At 75.6% G+C, this 20,438-nt stretch carries 20 protein-coding genes; 12 read left to right on the top strand and 8 right to left on the bottom strand.

The features are described from left to right. Positions 1 to 2 precede the first annotated feature (2 nt). Positions 3 to 1,100 (top strand): YbhN family protein, encoded by a 1,098-nt coding sequence (locus VGB14_15405; GenBank protein ID HEX9994315.1) that lies wholly within the window; start codon positions 3 to 5, stop codon positions 1,098 to 1,100. Between the two features lie 3 nt (positions 1,101 to 1,103). On the opposite strand, the gene VGB14_15410 is transcribed toward VGB14_15405, so the two are convergent. Genes VGB14_15410 through VGB14_15420 form a run of 3 tightly spaced genes read right to left on the bottom strand, consistent with a single transcriptional unit; the run spans position 1,104 to position 2,724 of the window. Next, on the bottom strand, positions 1,104 to 1,976 hold the full coding sequence (locus VGB14_15410) for an LLM class flavin-dependent oxidoreductase (GenBank protein ID HEX9994316.1): 873 nt from the start codon (positions 1,974 to 1,976) through the stop codon (positions 1,104 to 1,106). Continuing rightward, positions 1,973 to 2,266 carry a hypothetical protein gene (locus VGB14_15415; GenBank protein ID HEX9994317.1) on the bottom strand — a complete coding sequence of 98 codons (294 nt, stop codon included), beginning with the start codon at positions 2,264 to 2,266 and terminating at the stop codon, positions 1,973 to 1,975. Before VGB14_15415 ends, VGB14_15410 begins: the two co-directional genes overlap by 4 nt. Next, entirely contained in the window at positions 2,245 to 2,724 is a 480-nt protein-coding gene (locus VGB14_15420; GenBank protein ID HEX9994318.1) for a GNAT family N-acetyltransferase, read from the bottom strand. Before VGB14_15420 ends, VGB14_15415 begins: the two co-directional genes overlap by 22 nt. Before the next feature lie 26 nt (positions 2,725 to 2,750). Here VGB14_15420 and VGB14_15425 point away from each other — a divergent pair, with 26 nt between their 5' ends. The 7 genes from VGB14_15425 (at position 2,751) to VGB14_15455 (ending at position 10,384) form a co-directional block, all read left to right on the top strand. Further along, positions 2,751 to 2,957, top strand: a complete 207-nt coding sequence (locus VGB14_15425) for a Nif11 family protein (GenBank protein HEX9994319.1) — start codon at positions 2,751 to 2,753, stop codon at positions 2,955 to 2,957. Next, positions 2,948 to 3,880, top strand: coding sequence for a hypothetical protein (locus tag VGB14_15430; GenBank protein ID HEX9994320.1), 933 nt, complete (start codon positions 2,948 to 2,950; stop codon positions 3,878 to 3,880). The genes VGB14_15425 and VGB14_15430 overlap by 10 nt, the downstream gene beginning before the upstream one ends. Beyond that, entirely contained in the window at positions 3,877 to 4,440 is a 564-nt protein-coding gene (locus VGB14_15435; protein ID HEX9994321.1) for an aspartyl/asparaginyl beta-hydroxylase domain-containing protein, read from the top strand. The genes VGB14_15430 and VGB14_15435 overlap by 4 nt, the downstream gene beginning before the upstream one ends. Before the next feature lie 197 nt (positions 4,441 to 4,637). After that, positions 4,638 to 5,147: a tail fiber protein gene (locus tag VGB14_15440; protein HEX9994322.1), complete on the top strand. Its 510-nt coding sequence runs from the start codon at positions 4,638 to 4,640 to the stop codon at positions 5,145 to 5,147. Positions 5,148 to 5,360: 213 nt separating this feature from the next. Then, on the top strand, positions 5,361 to 5,870 hold the full coding sequence (locus VGB14_15445) for a tail fiber protein (protein ID HEX9994323.1): 510 nt from the start codon (positions 5,361 to 5,363) through the stop codon (positions 5,868 to 5,870). Between the two features lie 81 nt (positions 5,871 to 5,951). Further along, complete coding sequence (locus VGB14_15450; protein HEX9994324.1) at positions 5,952 to 10,109, top strand: Ig-like domain repeat protein; 4,158 nt, start codon at positions 5,952 to 5,954, stop codon at positions 10,107 to 10,109. 62 nt (positions 10,110 to 10,171) lie between these two features. Next, on the top strand, positions 10,172 to 10,384 hold the full coding sequence (locus VGB14_15455) for a DUF6457 domain-containing protein (GenBank protein ID HEX9994325.1): 213 nt from the start codon (positions 10,172 to 10,174) through the stop codon (positions 10,382 to 10,384). A gap of 6 nt (positions 10,385 to 10,390) precedes the next feature. Here the strand turns inward: VGB14_15455 and VGB14_15460 are convergent, their stop codons facing one another. Together VGB14_15460 and VGB14_15465 are read right to left on the bottom strand one after the other, a co-directional pair. Further along, positions 10,391 to 11,257 carry an LLM class F420-dependent oxidoreductase gene (locus tag VGB14_15460; GenBank protein ID HEX9994326.1) on the bottom strand — a complete coding sequence of 289 codons (867 nt, stop codon included), beginning with the start codon at positions 11,255 to 11,257 and terminating at the stop codon, positions 10,391 to 10,393. Between the two features lie 12 nt (positions 11,258 to 11,269). After that, positions 11,270 to 12,637, bottom strand: a complete 1,368-nt coding sequence (locus tag VGB14_15465) for a CoA transferase (GenBank protein HEX9994327.1) — start codon at positions 12,635 to 12,637, stop codon at positions 11,270 to 11,272. 63 nt (positions 12,638 to 12,700) lie between these two features. Between VGB14_15465 and arcC the strand changes: the two genes are divergently transcribed. After that, positions 12,701 to 13,633, top strand: coding sequence for a carbamate kinase (gene arcC, locus VGB14_15470; GenBank protein ID HEX9994328.1), 933 nt, complete (start codon positions 12,701 to 12,703; stop codon positions 13,631 to 13,633). 4 nt (positions 13,634 to 13,637) lie between these two features. Here the strand turns inward: arcC and VGB14_15475 are convergent, their stop codons facing one another. Further along, entirely contained in the window at positions 13,638 to 14,063 is a 426-nt protein-coding gene (locus VGB14_15475; GenBank protein ID HEX9994329.1) for a VOC family protein, read from the bottom strand. A gap of 109 nt (positions 14,064 to 14,172) precedes the next feature. Between VGB14_15475 and VGB14_15480 the strand changes: the two genes are divergently transcribed. The 3 genes from VGB14_15480 to VGB14_15490 are packed head-to-tail and all read left to right on the top strand — an operon-like array spanning position 14,173 to position 18,781. Continuing rightward, the gene (locus VGB14_15480; GenBank protein HEX9994330.1) at positions 14,173 to 16,491 is read left to right on the top strand and encodes an MMPL family transporter; all 2,319 of its coding nucleotides are present in this window, start codon (positions 14,173 to 14,175) and stop codon (positions 16,489 to 16,491) included. 33 nt (positions 16,492 to 16,524) lie between these two features. After that, entirely contained in the window at positions 16,525 to 18,033 is a 1,509-nt protein-coding gene (locus VGB14_15485) for an ATP-dependent DNA ligase (protein ID HEX9994331.1), read from the top strand. A 49-nt stretch (positions 18,034 to 18,082) separates the two neighbouring features. Next, positions 18,083 to 18,781 carry an acetoacetate decarboxylase family protein gene (locus tag VGB14_15490; protein HEX9994332.1) on the top strand — a complete coding sequence of 233 codons (699 nt, stop codon included), beginning with the start codon at positions 18,083 to 18,085 and terminating at the stop codon, positions 18,779 to 18,781. On the opposite strand, the gene VGB14_15495 is transcribed toward VGB14_15490, so the two are convergent. Both VGB14_15495 and VGB14_15500 read right to left on the bottom strand, forming a co-directional pair. After that, positions 18,778 to 19,698, bottom strand: coding sequence for a sucrase ferredoxin (locus VGB14_15495; protein ID HEX9994333.1), 921 nt, complete (start codon positions 19,696 to 19,698; stop codon positions 18,778 to 18,780). The two genes, VGB14_15490 and VGB14_15495, sit on opposite strands and share 4 nt — an antisense overlap. Next, the coding region (locus VGB14_15500) for a cupin domain-containing protein (protein HEX9994334.1) at positions 19,691 to 20,438 on the bottom strand (748 nt) is incomplete at its 5' end. The genes VGB14_15500 and VGB14_15495, both read right to left, overlap by 8 nt.

Raw genomic sequence — 20,438 nt, forward strand, 5'->3', positions numbered from 1 at the left:
CGATGGCCGGCAGCAGGGCGAAGCGGTCGCTGCGCCGCGTGCTGATGCTCCTCGCCGGCGTGCTCGCCGTCGAGTACCTCGTGCTGCCCCAGCTGGCCGGCGCCCGCCGGGCCGTCGGGCTCCTCGGCCGGGTCGACGCCCGGTGGCTCGCGGCCGGCGCCGTGCTCGAGCTGCTGGCCGTCGTCTGCTACGCCCAGCTGACGAGGACCCTGGTCCCGGCGGCCGTCCGCCCCGGCCTGGCCACGACCGGTCGCATCACCCTGACCACGCTCGGGCTCAGCCACGTCGTCCCGGGCGGGTCGGCCGTCGGCACCTCGGTGGGGTTCCGGCTCCTCACGGCGGCCGGCGTGCCCGCCGGCGACGCCGTGTTCGCGCTCGCCACCCAGGGCCTCGGCTCCGCCGTCATCCTCAACCTCATCCTCTGGGTCGGGCTCGTGGTCTCGATCCCCGCTCGAGGGTTCGACCCGCTGTACGGGACGGCCGCGCTGGTCGGCGGGCTCCTGCTCGGGCTGGTCGCCGCGGCCGTGCTGCTCGCCACGAGGGGCGAGGAGCGGATGGTCGGCCTCGTCTGCCGGGGCGCCGACCGGGTCCCGTTCCTCCAGGGCGAGCCGCTGGCGTCGGGCCTGCGCCGGGTGGCCGACCGCCTGCGGGGCCTGGCCGGCGACCCCGGCCTCGTGGCCAGGGCGGCCGGCTGGGCGACGGCCAACTGGCTGCTCGACGTCGCCTCCCTCGCCACCTTCGTCGCCGCCTTCGGCGGCCGCCCTCCGATCGACGGGCTGGTCATCAGCTTCGGCCTGGCCAACGTGCTGGCCGCCGTGCCGATCACCCCGGGCGGCCTCGGCGTGGTGGAGGCGACGCTGACGGCCGGCCTGGTCGGCTTCGGCGTGCCGTCGGGCGAGGCCCTCCTCGGCGTCGTGTCCTACCGCCTCGTCAACTTCTGGCTCCCGATCCCGCTCGGCGCCGCCGCCTACCTGTCGCTGAAGGTCGGCGACGTCACCCGCCGCCGCGGCCGCGACGAGCTCGAGCGGGTGGCCACCGAGACCCTCGAGGAGGCGCCGACCGTCGGCGAGTGGGCCGGCCGCCGGGGCATCCGCCGCTAGGCGTCAGCCGCCGACCGCGGCCCGCAGCCGGGGGACGACGTCGGCGGCGAGCCGCTCCACCTGGTCGGCGCCGTCGCCGGCCGGCCACAGGTCGAGCGCCGTAAAGCCGAGGTCGACCAGCTCGGCCAGCCGCTCGACGACCTCGTCCGGGTCGCCGGCCACCACCCGGTCGCCCCTGCCCCGGCCGCCGACCGACACGCCGACGTTGTACGCGTAGGTCAGCTCGCCGGGGTCCCGGCCGGCCGCCTCGGCCGCCGCCCGGACCCGGGCCAGCATCCCGGGCACGACGTCGGGCGGGGCGTAGGGCATCGACGGCAGCCAGCCGTCGGCCAGCCGGCCGGTGAGCTCGAGCGACCGGCGGCCGTAGGCGCCGAGCCAGACGGGCACGGGGCGGGCCGGCGTCGGGGCGATGCGGGCGCCCTGCGTGCGGTGGTGCCGACCGTCGAGGGTCGACTCGCCCGTGGTCCACAGTCCCTGGAGCACGGCGATGGCCTCCTCCAGGGCGTCGACCTTCTCGCCCGGCGACCGCACCGGCAGCCCGAACGCCGAGAACTCCTCGTCCGAGCCGCCGGCCCCGAGGCCGAGCACCAGCCGGCCGCCCGACAGCCGGTCGAGCGACTCGGCCATCTTGGCCAGCACGGCAGGGGGCCGGTAGGGGAGGCCGAGCACGTCGCTGACCACGCCGACGCGGCTGGTCGAGGCGGCGACCCAGGTCAGCAGGCTCCAGGTCTCGAACGTCGGCGACGTGCCGTGCAGGTGGTCGGAGGCCGAGACGAAGTCGAAGCCGAGCGCTTCGGCCCGCCGGGCGTCGGCCACCGGGTCGGCGCCGTCCCGGGCGGAGGTCGACAGGTTCAGCCCGACGCGCAGCGGGGTCAGGTGAAGACCGCCTCGTAGGTGACGGCGTCGGCGTCGGCGCCGACGGGGACGAGGAACAGCTCCAGCTCGCCGAACCCGTCGGAGGACAGGTGGTGGATCTGCTGGGGCAGGATCGTGCCGGGGGTGCCCCGGAACAGCAGCGAGAACGGGTCCCGGTCCCCGCGGCGGCGGCCGAGCGGGGTGACCTCGGTGAGCACGACGGGCAGGTCGTGGCCGTCCCACTTCAGCAGGAAGGTGGTGCCCTCGAGGGGGCGGAAGTCGTCGACGGTCAGGGCTGCGAGGTCGCGCACCGGTGCTCCATCATCAGGTGGGCGCCGGTCCGGCCGGCGGGGGTGAAGCCCAGCCGGTCGTAGAGCCGGCGGGCCGGGTTGCCGTCCTCGACGTGCAGGCGCACGACCCGGCCGTCCCGCTCGCCCTCCTCGATCAGGTCGCGGAGCAGGCGGGTGCCGACGCCAGCGCCCCTCGCCTCGGGGAGCAGGGCGAGGTCGAGGATGCGGATCTCGTCGGGGCGGCGGTCGACCCAGAGGCGACCGGCCGGCCGCCCGTCGACCACCACCACGTCGTGGCGGGCGTCGGGGAAGTGGGCCGAGTAGTGGCGGTCCTGGGCCTCGAACTGCATGCGGACGAACGTGTCCTTGTCCTCGTCGGTCCAGGGGACGGCGGCCAGCTCGTCGGCCCTCGTCGAGGCGTAGACGGCGAGGAGGAGGTCGCGGTCGCCGGGGGTGACGGGGCGCAGCTCCACCTCCACGGCCGCGGACGATACCGTCCGGGCCCGTGGGCGGAGACGGCCTCGAGCGGCTCACCGCGGCGGTCCTCGCCGACCCGGCCCTCCAGCAGCGCCTCCTCGCCGTCCCGGAGCGGCCGGCGTTCGTGGCGGAGGTCGTGGCCGTGGCCGCCGAGCGGGGGCTGGACGTGACGCCGGCCGACGTCGAGGCCGCGCTGGTGGCCGCCCGCCGGGCCTGGCTGGAGCGGTGGGTGTGACCTTCGAGGCGTGGACGCCGATCCGGGTCGACCTCGGGGACGGGGCGCCGGTCGTCGACTGGTGCCACACGGCCGGCGTCGACTTCGGCGAGCCCTTCTTCGACGAGAGCGTCGAGCGCTGCCTGCGCCACCCGTTCCGGCTGCTGTTCCGCCGGCGGACCGGGATCGACGCCCTCGCCGAGGCGGCCGCCGAGCGCCCCGGCCTGGCCCCGTCCGGCTTCGTGCTCCACCTGTCGCGCAGCGGGTCGACCCTGGTCGCGTCGATGCTCGCCGCCCTGCCGTCCACCCTCGTGCTGTCCGAGCCGCGGCCCCTCGACACCGTGCTGCGCACCGGTCGGGCCGACTGGGTGCGGGCCATGGTCGCCGCCCTCGGCCAGCCCCGGCGGCCGGGCCAGCGCCACCTCGTCGTGAAGCTCGACGCCTGGGCCGTGTTCCAGCTGCCCGCGCTGGTGGCCGCGTTCCCCGGCGTGCCCGTCGCCATGGTCCACCGCGACCCGGTCGAGGTGCTCGTCTCCCAGGAGCGGCGGCGGGGCTGGCACATGGTGCCGGGGACGCTCGACCCCGCCGTGGTCGGCGTGGCCGACCCGACCGCGGTGCCGCCGGAGGACCACCTGGCCGCGGTGCTCGGCGCGCTCTGCCGGGCGGCCGCCGCCCACCTGCCGCCCGGGTCGCTCCTCGTCGACCACCGCGACCTCCCCGGGGCCGTGCCCGACGCCGTCGCCCCCCACTTCGGCATCCCTTGCGACGGGCCGGCCCGGGCCGACGTGCTCCGGGTGGCCGCCCTCGACGCCAAGAACCCGTTCGTGCCGTTCGAGGACGACCGGGCGGCCAAGCGGTCGGCGGCGTCGCCGGCGCTGCGGGCCGCGGCCGAGCGGTGGGTGGCCGAGCCCTACGAGGCGCTGCTGGCGAGGAGGGCGGGGTGAGCGGGCCGGACCGGGCCCGCCTGCCGCTGCGCTTCGACGCCGCCGCCCTCGCCGCCGAGGCGGCCGCGCTGCCGGCCGACGCCTGGGTGCCCCACTTCAACACCCGCCAGTACGAGGGCGACTGGAGCGGCGTCGCCCTCCGGGCCCCGGTCGGCGGGCTGACGCCGCTGTACCCGGACCCGGCGGCCGAGGCGTTCGAGCCGACCGAGGCGCTGGCCGCCTGCCCGCGGACGGCCGAGGCGCTGGCCGCCTTCCCCTGCCCGGTGACGACGGCCCGGTTCCTCCGCCTCGGCCCCGGGTCGCGGATCACCGAGCACCGCGACCACAAGCTCTCGGTGCCCGACGGCGAGGCCCGCCTCCACGTCCCGCTCACGACCGGGCCGGGGGTGACGTTCCTGCTCGACGGCCGCCCCGTCGACATGGCCGCCGGCGAGTGCTGGTACCTGGACCTGACGCGGCGCCACGCCGTCACCAACGAGGGCGATCGCCCCCGCGTCCACCTGGTCGTCGACTGCGTGGCCGACGACTGGCTGGCGCGAATCGTGCAGACGGGGCCGTAGCGGAAGGTCCCGCACGGACCACCGGCAGGGGGGCTACATTCCCGCCGGCCGAAAACCCCTGTTCGGGCGGACAGGGCGGCCGACGGAGACGGAGGCGCGCGCCCGGCGACGTCGTCGGGGTCGCGCGCCCGAGACGGAGGGGTCGTGGCGCGCCCGCGCACGGCCGGAAGAACGACCGAGCCGAGAGGGAGCCACCTGTGTCCGAGCCGTTCCTGGGCGAGATCCGCCTGTTCCCGTACACCTTCGCCCCGAGGGGGTGGGCCTTCTGCCAGGGCCAGCTCCTGTCCATCGCCCAGAACACCGCGCTGTTCTCGCTGCTCGGCGTCACCTACGGCGGCAACGGGCAGACGACGTTCGGCCTGCCCGACCTCCGCGGCCGGGTGGCGATGAGCTCGGGCCAGGGCCCCGGCCTCAGCAACTACGTCCTCGGCGAGACGGGCGGCGAGGAGACCGTGACCCTGCTCCAGAACCAGATGCCGATGCACAACCACATGGTCAACGCCAGCAGCCAGGCGTCCTCGGCCAGCCGTCCGAGCGGGCAGTTCCCGAGCGCGGGCGGCGCCTACACGGGCGCCACGGACGGATCGCTGATGAACCCGTCGATGATCGGCGCCGCCGGCGGCAGCCAACCGCACGACAACATGCAGCCCTACCTCACGCTCAACTACTGCATCGCGCTGGAGGGCATCTACCCGTCCCGGAACTGACGTTTGAAAAGGGATGAACCGCTCATTCGCCTACGCGTGCGTATCCGGGGCGTCGAGCGAGTATCATCCCAACCGGCCTGATCGCGGCTCCGTCACGGGCGGCGGAGCCGGGGCCGGGCTCTGAGGGAGGCGAGTGTCCCGGCGTCCGTCGCCGTGTGCCCGTCGCGCACCATGACAACCGGGCAGCACCGGACGCACACCTGGGAGGGACACGTGTCCGAAGCCTTCATCGGCGAGATCCGCATCTACGGGTTCAACTTCCCGCCGCGTGGCTGGGCCATGTGCAACGGGCAGATCCTGTCGATCTCCCAGAACACGGCGCTGTTCGCGCTGATCGGGACGACCTACGGGGGCAACGGGCAGACGACGTTCGCGCTGCCGAACCTGCAGAGCCGGGTGCCGGTGCACTTCGGGCAGGGCCCCGGGCTCAGCCCGTACCCGATCGGGGAGACGTCCGGCTCCGAGACCGTGACGCTCAACCAGAACCAGCTGCCGGTCCACGGCCACACCGTCTCGGCGAGCAGCGTGGCGCCGAACGCCAGCCGTCCCGGCAACGCCTTCCTCGCCGCGAACGGCGCCTACCAGGCGGCCGCGGACGGCACGACCATGAACCCCGGGATGGTCTCGGGCGGCGGGTCCAACCAGCCGTTCGGGATCCTCCAGCCCTTCCTGGCGCTCAACTTCAGCATCTGCCTGGAAGGCCTGTTCCCGTCGCGCAACTGACGCACAGAACGGCCGACAAGGGGCGGACGGCGTGATCGACCGGCGGGCCAGGGCCCGCCACGAACCAGAGGGGCAGTGCTGATGAAGGTTCCGACCTCACCCGTCCGGCGGGTGTCGGTCCTGGCGGTGGTGACGTTGGCGGCAGCACTGTTCCCCGTGCTGCTCCTCGCCGCGCCCGCCCAGGCCGCCACGTTCTCCAACAACACGGCGATCAGCAACGCCGAGGGCCCGGCCACGTGCTCGGGCACGAGGACGCCGCCGTCGGTGTACCCGTCGACGATCAACGTCTCCGGCCAGACGGGGACGATCCAGAGCGTCTCGGTGACGCTCAAGGGCATGACCGGGTGGAACAACGACTTCGACGTGCTGCTCGTCGGGCCGGCCGGCCAGAAGCTCATCGTCGTGTCCGACTCCGGCTCGGCGCTGATGACCGGCGGCGGCGTGACCCTCACGTTCGCCGACGCCGGCTCGTCGCTCGCCCCCGCCACCGGGGGCTGGACGAACGGCGCCACCTACAAGCCGACCGACTACGACACCTCGACCGACGGCGAGTCGTTCCCGTCGCCCGCCCCCGCGGCGCCGTACGGCGACCCCGCCCCGGCCGGGTCGACGACGTTCGCCAGCGCCTTCAACGGCGCCAGCGCCAACGGCACGTGGAGCCTGTACCTGACCGACGACTGCCTCGGCGACCCGTCCTCGATCACCGGCGGCTGGGACCTGAACGTCACGTCCCTCTCGGCCGCGGCGACCACGACGACGGTCACGTCGTCCAACAACCCGTCCCGCACCGGCAGCAACGTCACGTTCACGGCCACGGTCACGAGCGGCGCCAGCCCGGTCACGAGCGGCACGGTCACCTTCACCAGGGGCGCCACCACCTTGGCCGCCAACGTCGCCGTCAACGGCAGCGGCCAGGCCGCCTTCACCACCAGCACCCTGACCGAGGGCGTCCACACGATCACGGCGACCTACAACGGCACCGCCTCGTTCGCCACCAGCAACGGCTCGGTCACCCAGACGGTCGACAACAACACGGTCGTCACCGGCGGCTCGTACTGCAACACCGGGGCGATCACGATCAACGACAACGGCGCGACCACGCCGTACCCGTCGCGCATCTTCGTCACCGGTGAGGGCGCCGTCTCCAACCTGACCCTCACGGTCAAGAACGTCACCCACACCCACGGCGACGACCTCGACCTGCTGCTCGTGGGCCCGACCGGCGTGAAGTACGTGTTCGTCTCCGACGCCGGCGGCAGCCCCGACATCTCGAACCAGACCCTGACCTTCGACGACGCCGCCGCCTCCGGCCTGACCGACAACGCCGGCGGCTGGGTGACCGGCACGTGGCGCCCGTCGAACTTCAACGACGGAACCGACGCCTTCCTGTCGCCGGCCCCTGCCGGGCCCTACCAGCACGCCCAGCCCACCGGCGCGGCGACCTTCGCCTCGCTGTTCGGCGGCACCGACCCCAACGGCACGTGGCAGCTGTTCGCCCACGACGACGCCCTGGGCGACACCGGCTCCTTCGCCGGCGGCTGGTGCCTCAACATCACCTCGACCACCGACCCGGCCACGACCACGACCGTGTCGTCCTCGCAGAACCCGTCGACCACCGGCGGCTCGGTGACCTTCACCGCCCACGTGACGAAGACGAGCGACAGCAGCAACGTCACCGTCGGCACCGTCACCTTCAAGGACGGCGCCACCGTCGTGTCCGGCCCGACCGCCCTCAACGGCAGCGGCGTCGCCACGTGGACGACCTCCTCGCTGACCGAGGGCCAGCACCTGATCACCGCCTCCTACAGCGGGAGCGCCGGGGCGTTCAACCTGAGCAGCGGCCAGGTCACCCAGACGGTGATCGACCAGACGACGCTCGTCGGCGCCGCCTTCTGCAACACCGGCTCGTTCCCGATCAACGACGGCGCCGGGCCCGGGGTGGCCGGCACGGCCAACCCGTACCCGTCGCAGGTGACGGTCAGCGGGGTGTCGGGCAGCATCGGGACCGTCTCGGTCACGCTCCGCAACGTCACCCACAGCGCCGCCGACGACATCGACGTCCTGCTCGTCGGGCCCGGCGGCCAGAAGTTCGTGGTCGTCTCCGACGCCGGCGGCGGTGAGTCGGCCGGCACCGAGCTGTCCAACGTGACGGTGACCTTCACCGACGCCGCCGCATCCTCGGCGCCCGACTCGTCGCCGTGGGGCTCGCCCAACACGACGGTCTCGCTCAAGCCGACCGACCACAACAGCGGCACCGACGAGTTCCCGTCGCCCGCCCCTGCCGGCCCGTACGGGACCCCGGCCCCGGCCGGCTCGGCCACGTTCACCTCGGTGTTCGGCGGGACGGCACCGGCCGGCGTCTGGAGCCTGTACGTCGCCGACGACACCCTGAGCGACACCGGCACGATCGGTGACGGGTGGTGCCTCAACCTGAGCGTCCCGGTCGACGCCGTCAACGACAGCTACACCGCCACCCAGGGCACGCCGCTCACCGTGAACGCCCCCGGCGTGCTCGCCAACGACGGCGGCTACCCGGTGCCGACGGCCACGGCCATCTCGAGCGGCACGACCGCCCAGGGCGGGACCGTCACCCTCAACGCCAACGGCAGCTTCACCTACACGGCGCCGTCCGGCTACGGGGGCCCCGACAGCTTCACCTACACGGCCGGCAACGGCGCCACCAGCGACACGGCCACGGTGAACATCGACGTCCGGTCGGCCCCGGTGATCACGGTGCCGGCCGACTTCGAGGTCACCGAGAGCCCGGCCGACTCGGGGAGCGCGGAGGTGACGTTCACGGTCACCGCCACCGGCAACCCGACGCCGACGATCTCCTGCGTCGAGGGCGCGACGCCGGTCAGCTCGCCGGTCACGCTCGCCGTCGGCGCCCACACGATCGACTGCACGGCGACCAACACCGTCGGCAGCGACAGCGACTCGTTCGTGGTCACGGTCGAGGCGGCCAACACGGCGCCCGTGGCCGACGCCGGCGGCCCGTACACGATCGAGGAGGGCGACGGCCTCACCCTCGACGGCTCGGGCTCCTCGGACGACGACGGCGACACGCTCACCTACAGCTGGGACGTCGACGGCGACGGCACCTTCGGTGACGCCACCGGCGTGTCACCGACCCTCACGGCCGACGACCTCGAGGCCCTCGGCATCGACGACGGCCCCGGCGACTCCACCTCGAACCTGAAGGTGCGGGTCACCGACGGCCGCCCCGGCGGCACCGTCGACTCGGCGGCCGCCAGCCTCACCGTGTCCAACCAGGCGCCGACGGCCGGCATCACCGGTGGCGGCACCGCCATCGCCGGGCAGTCGTTCTCGCTCACCTTCACCGCCGACGACCCCTCGCCGACCGACCAGGCGGCCGGGTTCAGCTACACGATCGACTGGGACGACGGCTCGGCCCAGGAGGTCGTGAGCGGCAGCGGCTCCGAGGCGCGGTCGCACACGTACACGACGTTCGGCACCTTCAACGTCACCGTGACGGCCACCGACAAGGACGGCGGCACGAGCGAGCAGGAGAACCTGTTCGTCTCGGTGGCCGGCGCCGAGCTCGGCACCGACCCGTGCGGCGCGGGCCAGGCCCTCGTCGTCCACGGCACCGGCGGCAACGACAACATCCAGGTGGCCACCGCCAGCGGCGGCCTCCGGGTGTCGATCGGCGGCGTCAACGCCGGCGTGTTCTCGCCGACCGGGCAGCTGATCGTGCTGGCCGGCGCCGGGAACGACACGGTCGCCGTCGGGTCGAACGTCACGACGCCCCGCACCGTCTACGGCGGCGAGGGCAACGACGTCGTGACCGGCGGCAAGGGCAACGGCGCCCTCGTCGGCGGGGACGGCGACGACCTGCTCCAGGTCGGCGTCGGTCGCAACCTCCTCATCGGCGGCGACGGCCTCGACACCCTGCGGGGCGGCGACGGCGAGGACATCCTCGTCACCGGGTCGACCACCTACGACGATCCCGACTCCGGGGCCGAGGGCCTGTGCGCCATCGCCGCCGAGTGGGGCTCGACGCCGAAGTTCAAGTTCCGGGTCGACCACATCTCGGGTGCCCACCCGGGCGGTGCCAACGGCAGCTTCTTCCTCGACGGGTCCACCGTCAGCGACGACGCCTACGCCGACAGCGCCAGCGGCTGGCGGGGCCGTGACTGGTTCCTCGCCAACCGCACCGGCGGCGGCACGCTCGACACGCTCGACGCCAGGAACCCGGACCGGGTGACGGACCTCTAGGTCGGCGAGCGGCCGGGGGGGGGGGACGGCCCCACCCCGGCCGACGTCGTAGCTTCCCGGCCATGACGGCCAGGGAGTGGATCGCCGCGTTCGCCGCCCGGCTGGGCGTCGACCCGCCCGACGACGCCGAGGTGGACCGCCTGCTGGCCCTGGCCGGCACGGCCGCCCACGCGTCGGAGCGCACGGCCGCCCCGCTCGCCTGCTGGCTGGCCGGCCGGGCCGGCGTCGACCTGGCGACGGCGGAGGCCGCGGCCGCCTCCGTCCGCCCCCGCTAGGGGCGGCTACGCGCCGACGTCGGCCAGGCGGGGGGCGAGGGCGGCGATGCGCTCCGCGTCGGCCTCGGCCGCCGCGCCGACCTGGAACAGCACCGTGTCCACGCCGAGCCCGGCGTAGGGCGCGAGCTCGGCCAGGGTGGCGTCGGCGTCGTCGACCGGGCGGCCCCAGAGGATCGTCTTCTCGATGCGGTCGTAGTCCCGGCCCTCGGCGTCGCAGTGGCGGCGGAGGACGTCGAGCTTGCCGGCCACGAAGGCGGGCTCGGGCGCGAACAGGTTGCAGGCGTCGGCGTAGCGGGCGACGAGGCGCAGGGTCTTCCGCTCGCCGCCGCCGCCGATCAGGATCGGCGGGTGGGGCCGGGTGATGGGCAGGGGCTCGTTCAGGGTCTCGGCCAGCCGGTAGTGGCGGCCCTCGAACGGGCCGACCTCGCCGGAGCACATCTGGAGGTAGACGCGGATGGCCTCCTCCAGGCGCTCGAAGCGCTCGGCCACCGGCGGGAAGGGGACGCCGAGGCCGGCGTGCTCGCGGTCGTACCAGGCGGCGCCGATGCCGAGGATGGCGCGGCCGCCGGACAGCACGTCGAGGGTGGTGACGGTCTTCGCCAGCAGGCCGGGATGGCGGTAGGTGACGCCGGTGACGAGCAGGCCGAGCCGGGCCGTGCGGGTGCAGCCGGCCAGGAAGCCGAGCGACGTGTAGCCCTCGAGCATGGGCTGCTCGGCCGGCAGGCGGGCCTCCATCTGGAAGAAGTGGTCCATCTGCCAGAGCGACGCCGCGCCGGCCTCGTCCACGATGGCCGCCGACGCCGCCAGCCGGGGGCCGATGGCCGGCGCCCCGCCCTCCCAGTCGAACCGCCAGAACTGCACCCCGAATCGCATCCGCCGATCGTCTCACCACGCCGGCGGCGACGCCGCACCGGCCGGCGGCGGGCGGTCCCAGCGGACGGGGACGCCGGCGATCGAGGCCGCCGGGCGGACGTGGGTGGTCGCCCCCCAGGCCGTCGCCGCCGTCGCCGTCACCGCCGCCACCTCGGCCGCCGTCGGCTCGGCGGCGCCGAGCGCGTCGGCCGGGCCCAGGTCGGCCAGCCAGGCGCCGGTGCGGGCCAGCGAGGCCGTCACCGCCCACGACCCGCCCTCCCCGGCCCGGCGGCGGAGGGCGGCGCAGGCGCCGAGGGCGAGGAGGTAGGCGGTGGCGTGGTCGAGGAGCTGGCAGGGGAGGGGGACGGGGTGGTCGGCGCCGGCGGCCGCCCGCCCGGCGTCGGCGATGCCGCTCGCCGTCTGCACGAGGCTGTCGAAGCCCCGCCGGTCCCGCCAGGGGCCGGTGCCGCCCCAGGCCGACAGGCGGGCGGTGACGAGGCCGGGGGCGAGCGCGGCGACGCGGGCGGGGCCGTAGCCGAGGCCGTCGAGGGCGCCGGGGCGCAGGCCGGCGACGAGCACGTCGGCGCCGGCGACCAGCCGGTCGAAGGCCGCCCGGTCGCCGGGCGCCCGCAGGTCGAGCGCCGTCGCCCGCTTGCCGAAGCCGGTGTCGACGGCCAGCACCGGCACCTCCCGGTACCCCGGCGGCTCGACCCGCAGCACGTCGGCGCCCAGCGCGGCGAGCCACTTCGTGGCCGTCGGCCCGGCGATCACCCTCGTCAGGTCGAGGACGCGGACGCCGGCCAGCGGGCGTTCGGCCGGGGGCAGCGGGCGGGGCGGCCCGCCGCCCGTCCGCTCGACGGCCAGCAGGGGCAGGGCCCGGACGGTCGACCCGTGCGGGTGCGCGGCCCACGCCGCCGCCGGCCGCAGCGCCGCCGCCACCCCGCCGGCGGCGACCACCGCGGCCTCGAGCCGCTCCGCCTCCCAGCGGGCCACGGCGGCGGCGACCTCGGACCGGTCCTCGCCGGCGCCCAGCACGGCCAGCGCAGCCGCTCGGTGGTGGGGGTAGACGGCGTGGACCCTGGCCCACCCGTCGACCGTGCGGTGGTCGCCGGTCACCGGGTCGGGCCAGTCGAGGGGCGCCTCGGCGGCCACGTGGCGCTCGCTGCGACAGGCGATCGCCGCGTGCCGTCGGTCGACGGCCACCTCGGGCAGCGCCTCGCCGTTGCGGTCGGCCCACAGCCCGGCGCCGGCCAGCGCGGCCGCGGCGATCGAGGCCGCGGCCACGTCGGTCACCCGGAAGGCGGACGGCAGGGCGTGGGCCGGCCCGGTGCACCGCACGGCGGCCAGCTCGGCCGGGTCGCCCCCGGCCGCCGCCCACGCCTCGCGCACCGCCGCGTCCACGTCGCCCACTGTCGCGGCCCGGCCCGGCTGGCGCCGAACCTTTCCACATGCTGACAATGGGGGGTGCTGGTCGTGATCGCGCTCGGGGGGAACGCGCTCCTGCGCCGTGGGGAGCCGCTCGATCCCGACGTGCAGCGACGCAACGTGGCCGCGGCGGCGGCGGTCGTGGCCACCGTCGCCCTCGAGCACCGGGTCGTCGTCACCCACGGCAACGGGCCCCAGGTCGGGCTCCTCGCCCTCCAGAACGAGGCCGTGCGGGACGCGCCCCGGTGGCCGCTCGACGTGCTCGACGCGCAGAGCGCCGGCATGCTCGGCTACCTCCTCGAACAGGAGCTGGGCCGCCACCTCGGGGCCGACCGGGTGGCCACCCTGCTCACCCAGGTCGTGGTCGACGCCGACGACCCCGCCTTCTCCCGCCCGTCCAAGCCCGTGGGCCCCGTCTACACCGAGGACGAGGCGAAGGCGGTGGCGACCGAGCGGGGCTGGGCCGTCGCCCCCGACGGCGCCTCCTGGCGGCGGGTGGTGGCCTCGCCCGAGCCCCGCCGCCTCGTCGGCCTGGCCACCGTGCGCCGGGTGGTGGCCGGCGGCACCACCGTGGTCTGCGCCGGCGGCGGCGGCATCCCGGTCGTGGCCGACGGGCGGGGCGGGCTGCGGGGGGTGGAGGCCGTGGTCGACAAGGACCTGTCGGCCGGGCTGCTCGCCCGCGGGCTCGAGGCCGACGCCCTGGTCATCCTCACCGACGTCGCCCACGTGGTCGACGGCTGGGGGACCGCCCACGAGCGGCCGCTCGGCGAGACGACCCCGGCCGAGCTGCGCCGCCTCGACCTGGCCGCCGGCTCCATGGGCCCCAAGGTCGAGGCGGCCTGCCGCTTCGTCGAGTCCGGCGGGCGCTTCGCGGTCATCGGCTCGCTCGACGACGCCGCCGCCGTCGTGCGGGGCGAGGCCGGGACGGTGGTGCGGCCGGCGCTGGCGCCGGCCACCCGCGCCCCCTGCTAGCCGCTCAGGCCACGCAGAACTCGTTGCCCTCGGGGTCGGCCATCGTCACCCACCGGTGCGGGCCCTGGTGCCCGTCCCACAGCCGGGTGGCGCCGAGGGCGGTGAGGCGCTCGACCTCGGCCTCGTGCCGCTCCTCGCCGACCCGCAGGTCGAGGTGGACCCGGTTCTTCACCGCCTTGGCCTCGGGCACCAGCTGGAACAGCAGCCGGGGGCCGCTCCCCTCGGGGTCGACGGCGGCGACCCCGTCCTTCCACACCAGCTTCCCGTCGACAACGGCGGTGTCGGCGTCGGTGGCGTGGCCGGCCTCGACCATGCTGCGGATGAAGGACTCGTCCTGCTCCTCGACCTCGTAGCCGAGCGCCTCCGCCCAGAAGCGGACGAGGCGGTGCGGATCGGCGCAGTCGACGGCGACCTGGAACGGCGTGCTCACACCCGCAGACCGTACGCGCCCGGCGGTGTGCCCAACGACCGGTGAATTCGATGCGGCCCGGCCGTCTCACCACGCGTACCGTGTCCTCGACTCGTCCTGGGAGGGACCCGTGTTCGCTCGTCTCGGCCGCTGGTGCTACCGGCGGCGTCGTACCGTCGTCCTGCTGTGGCTCGCCGCCGTCGTCGTCGGCGGTGGGCTCCTCGGCGCCATCGGGAGCGAGTCCCGGTCCGAGTTCACCCTGCCCGACGTCGAGAGCCGGCGCGGCCTCGACATCCTCGACGAGGAGTTCGGCGGCCAGGGCGCCGGCCAGACCGGCTCGCTCGTGTTCCTCGCCCAGCAGGGCGTGGACGACCCCCAGGTCCGCTCGGTCATGGAGGACGTGTTCGCCACCGTCGAGGACCTGCCCGGCGTCCGGGTGACCAGCCCGTACACCGAGCGGGGCGCGCAGCAGATCGCCCGCCAGGGCGAGCTGGCCGGGCGGCTGGCCTACGCCGAGATCGAGATGCCGGCGGAGACGACCGTCGAGGAGGCGGCCGAGGTCTCCGAGGCCATCCAGGCGGCCATGCCCGACATCGACGGCGTGCAGGTCGAGCTGGGCGGGGCCATCTTCGCCGAGTTCGCGGCGCCGTCGTCGGAGGCCCTCGGCCTCGGCTTCGCCATGGTCATCCTGATCTTCGCCTTCGGGTCGGTGCTGGCCATGGGCCTGCCCGTCGGCGTGGCCCTCGCCGGCATCGGCGTCGGCTCGATCGTCGTCGGCCTGGTCAGCAACCTGGCCACCATCCCGGACTTCGCCACCACCGTCGGCGTGATGATCGGCCTCGGCGTCGGCATCGACTACGCGCTGTTCCTCGTCACCCGCTTCCGCGAGAACCTGCACGAGGGCCACTCGATCGCCGACGCCGTCGAGATCGCCCTCGACACCGCCGGGCGGGCGGTGGCCTTCGCCGGCACGACCGTCGTCATCTCGCTGCTCGGCCTCGTCGTCAACGGCATCAGCTTCGTCAACGGCCTGGCCATCGGCTCCTCGGTGGTCGTGGCCGTCACGATGATCGCCTCGCTCACCCTGCTCCCGGCCCTGCTCGGCTTCGCCGGCGAGCGGGTCGAGCTGACCCGCTGGCGCGGGCTCCTCGCCGCCGGCCTGGTCGCCGTGGCGCTCATCGGCGTCGGCCTCGAGGCCTCGCCGCTGCTGCTCGGCCTGCCCCTCGCCCTCGTCGTGCTGGCGGCCAGCTTCGTGCTGGCCCCGCTGCGCCGGCCGGTGCCGTGGCGGGCCCGCCGGGAGCTGCGGGACACGCCGTCGTACCGGTGGAGCCGGCTCATCCAGCGCCGGCCGTGGCAGGCCGTCGTGCTCGGCGTGGCCCTGCTCGGCGTGCTGTCCGTGCCCCTGCTGAGCCTGCGCCTGGGCTTCTCGGACGAGGGCAACTTCCCCGAGGACACCACCACCCGCCGGGCCTACGACCTGCTGGCCGAGGGCTTCGGCCCCGGCTTCAACGGGCCCCTGCTGCTCGCCACCGAGGTGCCCGCCGGCGCCGGCCAGGCCGAGCTCGACCGGGTGAGCCAGGCGCTCGCCGGGGCCGAGGGCGTGGCCTTCGCCTCGCCGGCCATCCCGAACGACCCGGCGGCGCCGACGGCCGCGCTGTGGCGGGTGATCCCGACCACCGCGCCCCAGGACGCCGAGACCACCGAGCTCGTCGACCGCCTCCGCGACGACGTGCTGCCGGCGGCCGAGGAGGGCACCGACCTCGACGTCGCCGTCACCGGCTCGGTCGCCATCGGCGTCGACTTCTCGACCTACCTGGCGTCCCGCCTGCCGATCTTCTTCCTCGCCGTCCTCACCCTGTCGTTCCTGCTGCTGATGGCCGTGTTCCGGTCGATCCTCGTGCCGCTCAAGGCCGTGGTGATGAACCTGCTGTCGATCGGCGCCGCCTACGGCGTCGTCGTCGCCGCCTTCCAGTGGGGCTGGGCCGGGCCGATCCTCGACATCGACGGGGCGCCCATCGAGCCGTTCATCCCGATGATGCTGTTCGCCATCGTGTTCGGCCTGTCGATGGACTACGAGGTCTTCCTGCTCTCGCGGGTGCGGGAGGAGTGGGACCGCACGGGGGACAGCCGCCTGTCGGTGGCCGACGGCCTGGCCGCCACGGCCAAGGTCATCACCGCCGCCGCGCTGATCATGGTGTTCGTCTTCGGCAGCTTCCTGCTGGAGAACGACCGCATCATCAAGCTGTTCGGCCTCGGCCTGTCCACGGCCGTGCTGCTCGACGCCACCATCGTCCGCATGCTGCTCGTGCCGGCGACGATGGAGCTGCTCGGCGACAAGAACTGGTGGCTGCCCCGCTGGCTCGACCGCCTGCTGCCCCGCGTCCAGGTCGAGCGCCACCACGACGTGCCCCCGGCGGTCGAGCCGGAGCGGCAGCTCGAGCAGGTCTGACCGGCCGGCGGCCGCGGGCGGCATCCTGTCGGGGTGCTGCTCGCCGACGTCGTCGCCACCTCTGCGGCCGTGGCCGCCACCGGGGCCCGCTCGGCCAAGGTGGCGGCCCTGGCCGAGCTGGTCGCCCGGCTCGATGACGACGAGGTCGTCCCCGCCGTCGCCCTCCTGTCGGGCGAGCCCCGCCAGGGGCGCATCGGGATCGGCTGGGCGACCCTGTCCGCCGTCGCCGCCGCCCCGGCGGCCGAGCCGTCCCTGACCGTCGCCGACGTGGACGCCGCCCTCGACCGGCTGGCCGCCACGACCGGCCCCGGCTCGGTCGGCGCCAGGACGGCCGTGCTGGCCGACCTGTTCGGGCGGGCGACGGCCGACGAGGCCGACCTCCTGCGCCGCCTCCTCCTCGGCGACCTCCGCCAGGGCGCGCTGGAGGGAGTGATGGCCGACGCCGTGGCTCGCGCGGCCGGCGTGCCGGCGGCGGCCGTGCGCCGGGCGGCGATGCTGGCCGGCGACCTCGCCGAGGTGGCGCTCGTGGCCCGGCGGGGCGGCGCGGGCGGGCTCGCCGCCGTCGGGCTCACGCTCCTCCGCCCCGTCCAGCCCATGCTGGCGGCGAGCAGCCCCGACGTCGCGTCCGCGCTCGAGGCGTGCGGCGAGGCGTCGGTCGAGTGGAAGCTCGACGGGGCCCGCATCCAGGCCCACCGGGACGGCGACGAGGTGCGGGTGTTCACGAGGAGCCTGAACGACGTGACCGCCCGGCTGCCGGCCATCGTCGACCTCGTCCGGTCCCTGCCGGCCGACCGCCTGGTGCTCGACGGCGAGGCCGTCGGCCTGCGCGACGGCGAGCGCCCCGACGCCTTCCAGGAGGTGATGAGCCGCTTCGGCCGCCACGACGGCGAGTCGGGCGGGTCGCTCACCGTCCGGTTCTTCGACGTGCTCCACCGGGACGGCGAGGACCTGCTCGACCGGCCCCTCCGCGACCGGCTGGCCGTCCTCGACGAGGTGGCCGGCGCCTGGCGGGTCCCGGGCCGGGTCACCGCCGACCCGGGCGAGGCCGGGGCCGTGCTGGACGAGGCGCTGGCCGCCGGCCACGAGGGGGTGGTGGTCAAGGCGGCCGGGTCCGCCTACGAGGCCGGCCGCCGGGGCGGGGCGTGGCGCAAGGTCAAGCCCGTGCTCACCCTCGACCTCGTGGTCCTGGCGGCCGAGTGGGGCCACGGGCGGCGCCGGGGCTGGCTCTCCAACCTCCACCTCGGGGCGCTCGGGCCCGATGGCGGGCTCGTGATGGTCGGCAAGACGTTCAAGGGCCTGACCGACGAGCTGCTCACCTGGCAGACGGCCGAGCTGCGGGCGAGGGAGGTGCGCACCGAGGGCATCGTCGTCCACGTCCGCCCCGAGCTGGTGGTCGAGGTGGCGCTCGACGGCGTGCAGGCGTCGCCCCGCTACCCCGGCGGCGTCGCCCTCCGCTTCGCCAGGGTGCGCCGCTACCGCGACGACAAGACCCCGGCCGAGGCCGACACCATCGACACCGTCCGGGCGCTCCTCCCCGGCTGACGGCCGCGCCGGGGACCGGCCGTCCCGGGCGTCGGGCAGAATCGCCGCCATGCCCTCATCGCTGCCCGCGCCCCAGCTCGTCCTCCACAGCCGGATGCTGTACACGAGCTGGATCCCCGAGGACCCCGACGCCTGCGCCGCGCTCCTGCCCGGCACGCTCGAGCCGGCGGCCAACCACGCCGTCTACATGAACCAGTACGTGGTCGACTCGCCCGAGCAGACGACCGGGTTCGGCGCCTACTCCCTCACCTACCTGGGCGTCGACGTGGCCGGGCACAACGCGCCCGACGGCGTGACGCCGGGCCGGTTCTTCACCGCCTACCTCAACTCCTCGGAGACCGTCCGCGCCTACGCGTCCGAGCGCGGGGTGCCGGCGTCGGCGGGCACGACCACCCTCGAGGTCGCCGACGGCGTGGTGACGGCCACCACCGAGGTCGACGGCCGCCCCGTCATCCGCTCGCGGGCCAGCGTCGGCGACGGCATCGCCATGACCCTCGGCGGCCACCTCCGCTACATCACGCGGGTCGGCAACCGCCTCGTCGCCGGCAACTACCCCTACGTCGGCGAGCTGGCCGACGGCTTCTCGGTCGAGACCATCGAGTTCCTCGACCCCGAGCACCCGACCTACGCGCTCCGCCCGGCCAGCCCGCTGCAGGTCGTCGAGGGCTCGTGCTTCTACTCGCCGCGGGACTCGTTCGTGTACCCGGGCGGCGAGGAGGACATCGGCCCGGCCGGCGGCCGGTCCTAGGTCGCGCCCGCCGACCGGTCGTAGGCGAGGTCGTCCACCCGGTAGCTCCAGGTGTGGGTCGCCGCGGTCGCCGTGCACGTGAGCACGGTGGCCGCGTCGGCCCGCTGCCGGGCCACGAGCACCCGCACCGGCCGGCCGCCGGGGGCGAGGAACGTCACCCGCACGGCGTCGTCGCCGACGGCCTCCACGCCGGCGAGCGGCAGCCCGTCGATCTCGACGACCCCGGTCTCCCGGCGGGCGCAGGCGTCGGCCACCTGCACGAGCGGCGGGTCGCAGGACCGGCCCCGGAAGTTGGGCAGCGGCAGCAGGCCCCGCTCCAGGTCGGCGACGACCGCCGGCGCGGTCACCGGGTCGACCCGGCCGAGGTAGACCCCCGACGGCAGGGACACGAGGTTGGCGGCGAAGCGGTCGCCGCCCACGTGGGACGACTCCCACACCGATCGCACGCCGGCGGCCACCAGCGCCCGCACCACCGGCCGCCCCATGTCGGCACAGCAGGCGTCGTGCCGGCCGTTCGTGCACACCAGGTGGACGGGCGCCGCGCAGGCCCGGCCGTAGCCGGGCGGTTCCGGCGCCGTGATCCGGGACCAGTCGAGGTCGAGGAGGTCGGCGGCCGACGGCAGGTCCAGCTCCTCCAGCCAGCCCGCCGTCCTCGCCGTGTGGGCGAGGTAGACGCGCGGGTGAGGCGACGCCACCCGCCCCGGCCGGCGCACGAGCAGCACGCGGGCCCGGTGGCGGCGGCCGAGCGCCTCCAGGGCCTCGCCCACCTCCGGGTCGAGGCGGCTCTCCCGCAGCGCCGTGCGGCCCCACGGGCCGGGCTGCTCGACCAGCACCCAGCTCCGCACCCGGGAGGCGGTGCCCGGCATGGGCTCGTCGCGGGCGAGCGACGCCGGCGCGCAGCGGTAGCGCTCAGCCACCGACGACCTCGAGGAGGCCGTCGCGGACCAGCCGGCGCACGAGCACGACCCGGCTGCCGGCGTCGAGCAGGTCGCCGAGGTCGGCCACCGGCACCGGCTGGCCACCGGCCAGCCGCTCGACGGCGGGGGCGACGGCGGCCGGCAGGTGCACGTCCCGGTCGCCGAGGGCGACGACGGTCTCCCCGTCGTCCACCTTCACCCGGCAGGCGGCCAGCGGCCGGCGGCGCACGACGGTGCCGTCGCCGATGCGGTCGAGCCCGGCGACCTGGAGGAGCTGCCCGGTGAGGAGCGGGGTGCGGCCCGACCAGAACCGGTCGGCCAGGCGCTCGCCCACGGCGGCCGCGTCGGACCCGGCCAGCCAGGCGGCCAGGCGGGCGGGCACCTCGGCGACGGCGGCGGCCGCCGTCGCCCCGTCGGCCAGCGCGCCGGCCGGGAGCGAGGCCCGGAAGGCGGGGTCCTCGAGGGCCTCGTCGACCAGCGCCCGCACGGCGTCGGCGACGGTCAGGGCGAGGACCCCGATGGTCAGGTGCAGCGACGCGCCCTCCTGGGCCGTCGCGGAGTGCACGAAGCCCCTGGGCAGGTAGAGGGCGTCGCCGGGGCCGAGGTCGGCCTCGAACAGCACCGGCCGGGCGGCGGCCTCGTCATGGTCGGAGCGGTGGTGGGCCAGCGGGTCGGTGACCGCCGGCTCGCGCACCAGCCACGACTTGGTGCCGGCCACCTGGAGCACGAACACGTCGTGG

The organism is Acidimicrobiales bacterium (assembly GCA_036399815.1).
GTDB lineage: Bacteria > Actinomycetota > Acidimicrobiia > Acidimicrobiales > DASWMK01 > DASWMK01.

Bases quoted from the DNA above. Each gene is read 5' to 3' on its own strand.
- VGB14_15405 (HEX9994315.1), top strand. From the start codon at position 3: ATGGCCGGCAGCAGGGCGAAGCGGTCGCTGCGCCGCGTGCTGATGCTC.
- VGB14_15460 (HEX9994326.1), bottom strand. From the start codon at position 11,257: ATGCGATTCGGGGTGCAGTTCTGGCGGTTCGACTGGGAGGGCGGGGCG.
- VGB14_15455 (HEX9994325.1), top strand. From the start codon at position 10,172: ATGACGGCCAGGGAGTGGATCGCCGCGTTCGCCGCCCGGCTGGGCGTC.
- VGB14_15490 (HEX9994332.1), top strand. From the start codon at position 18,083: ATGCCCTCATCGCTGCCCGCGCCCCAGCTCGTCCTCCACAGCCGGATG.
- VGB14_15450 (HEX9994324.1), top strand. From the start codon at position 5,952: ATGAAGGTTCCGACCTCACCCGTCCGGCGGGTGTCGGTCCTGGCGGTG.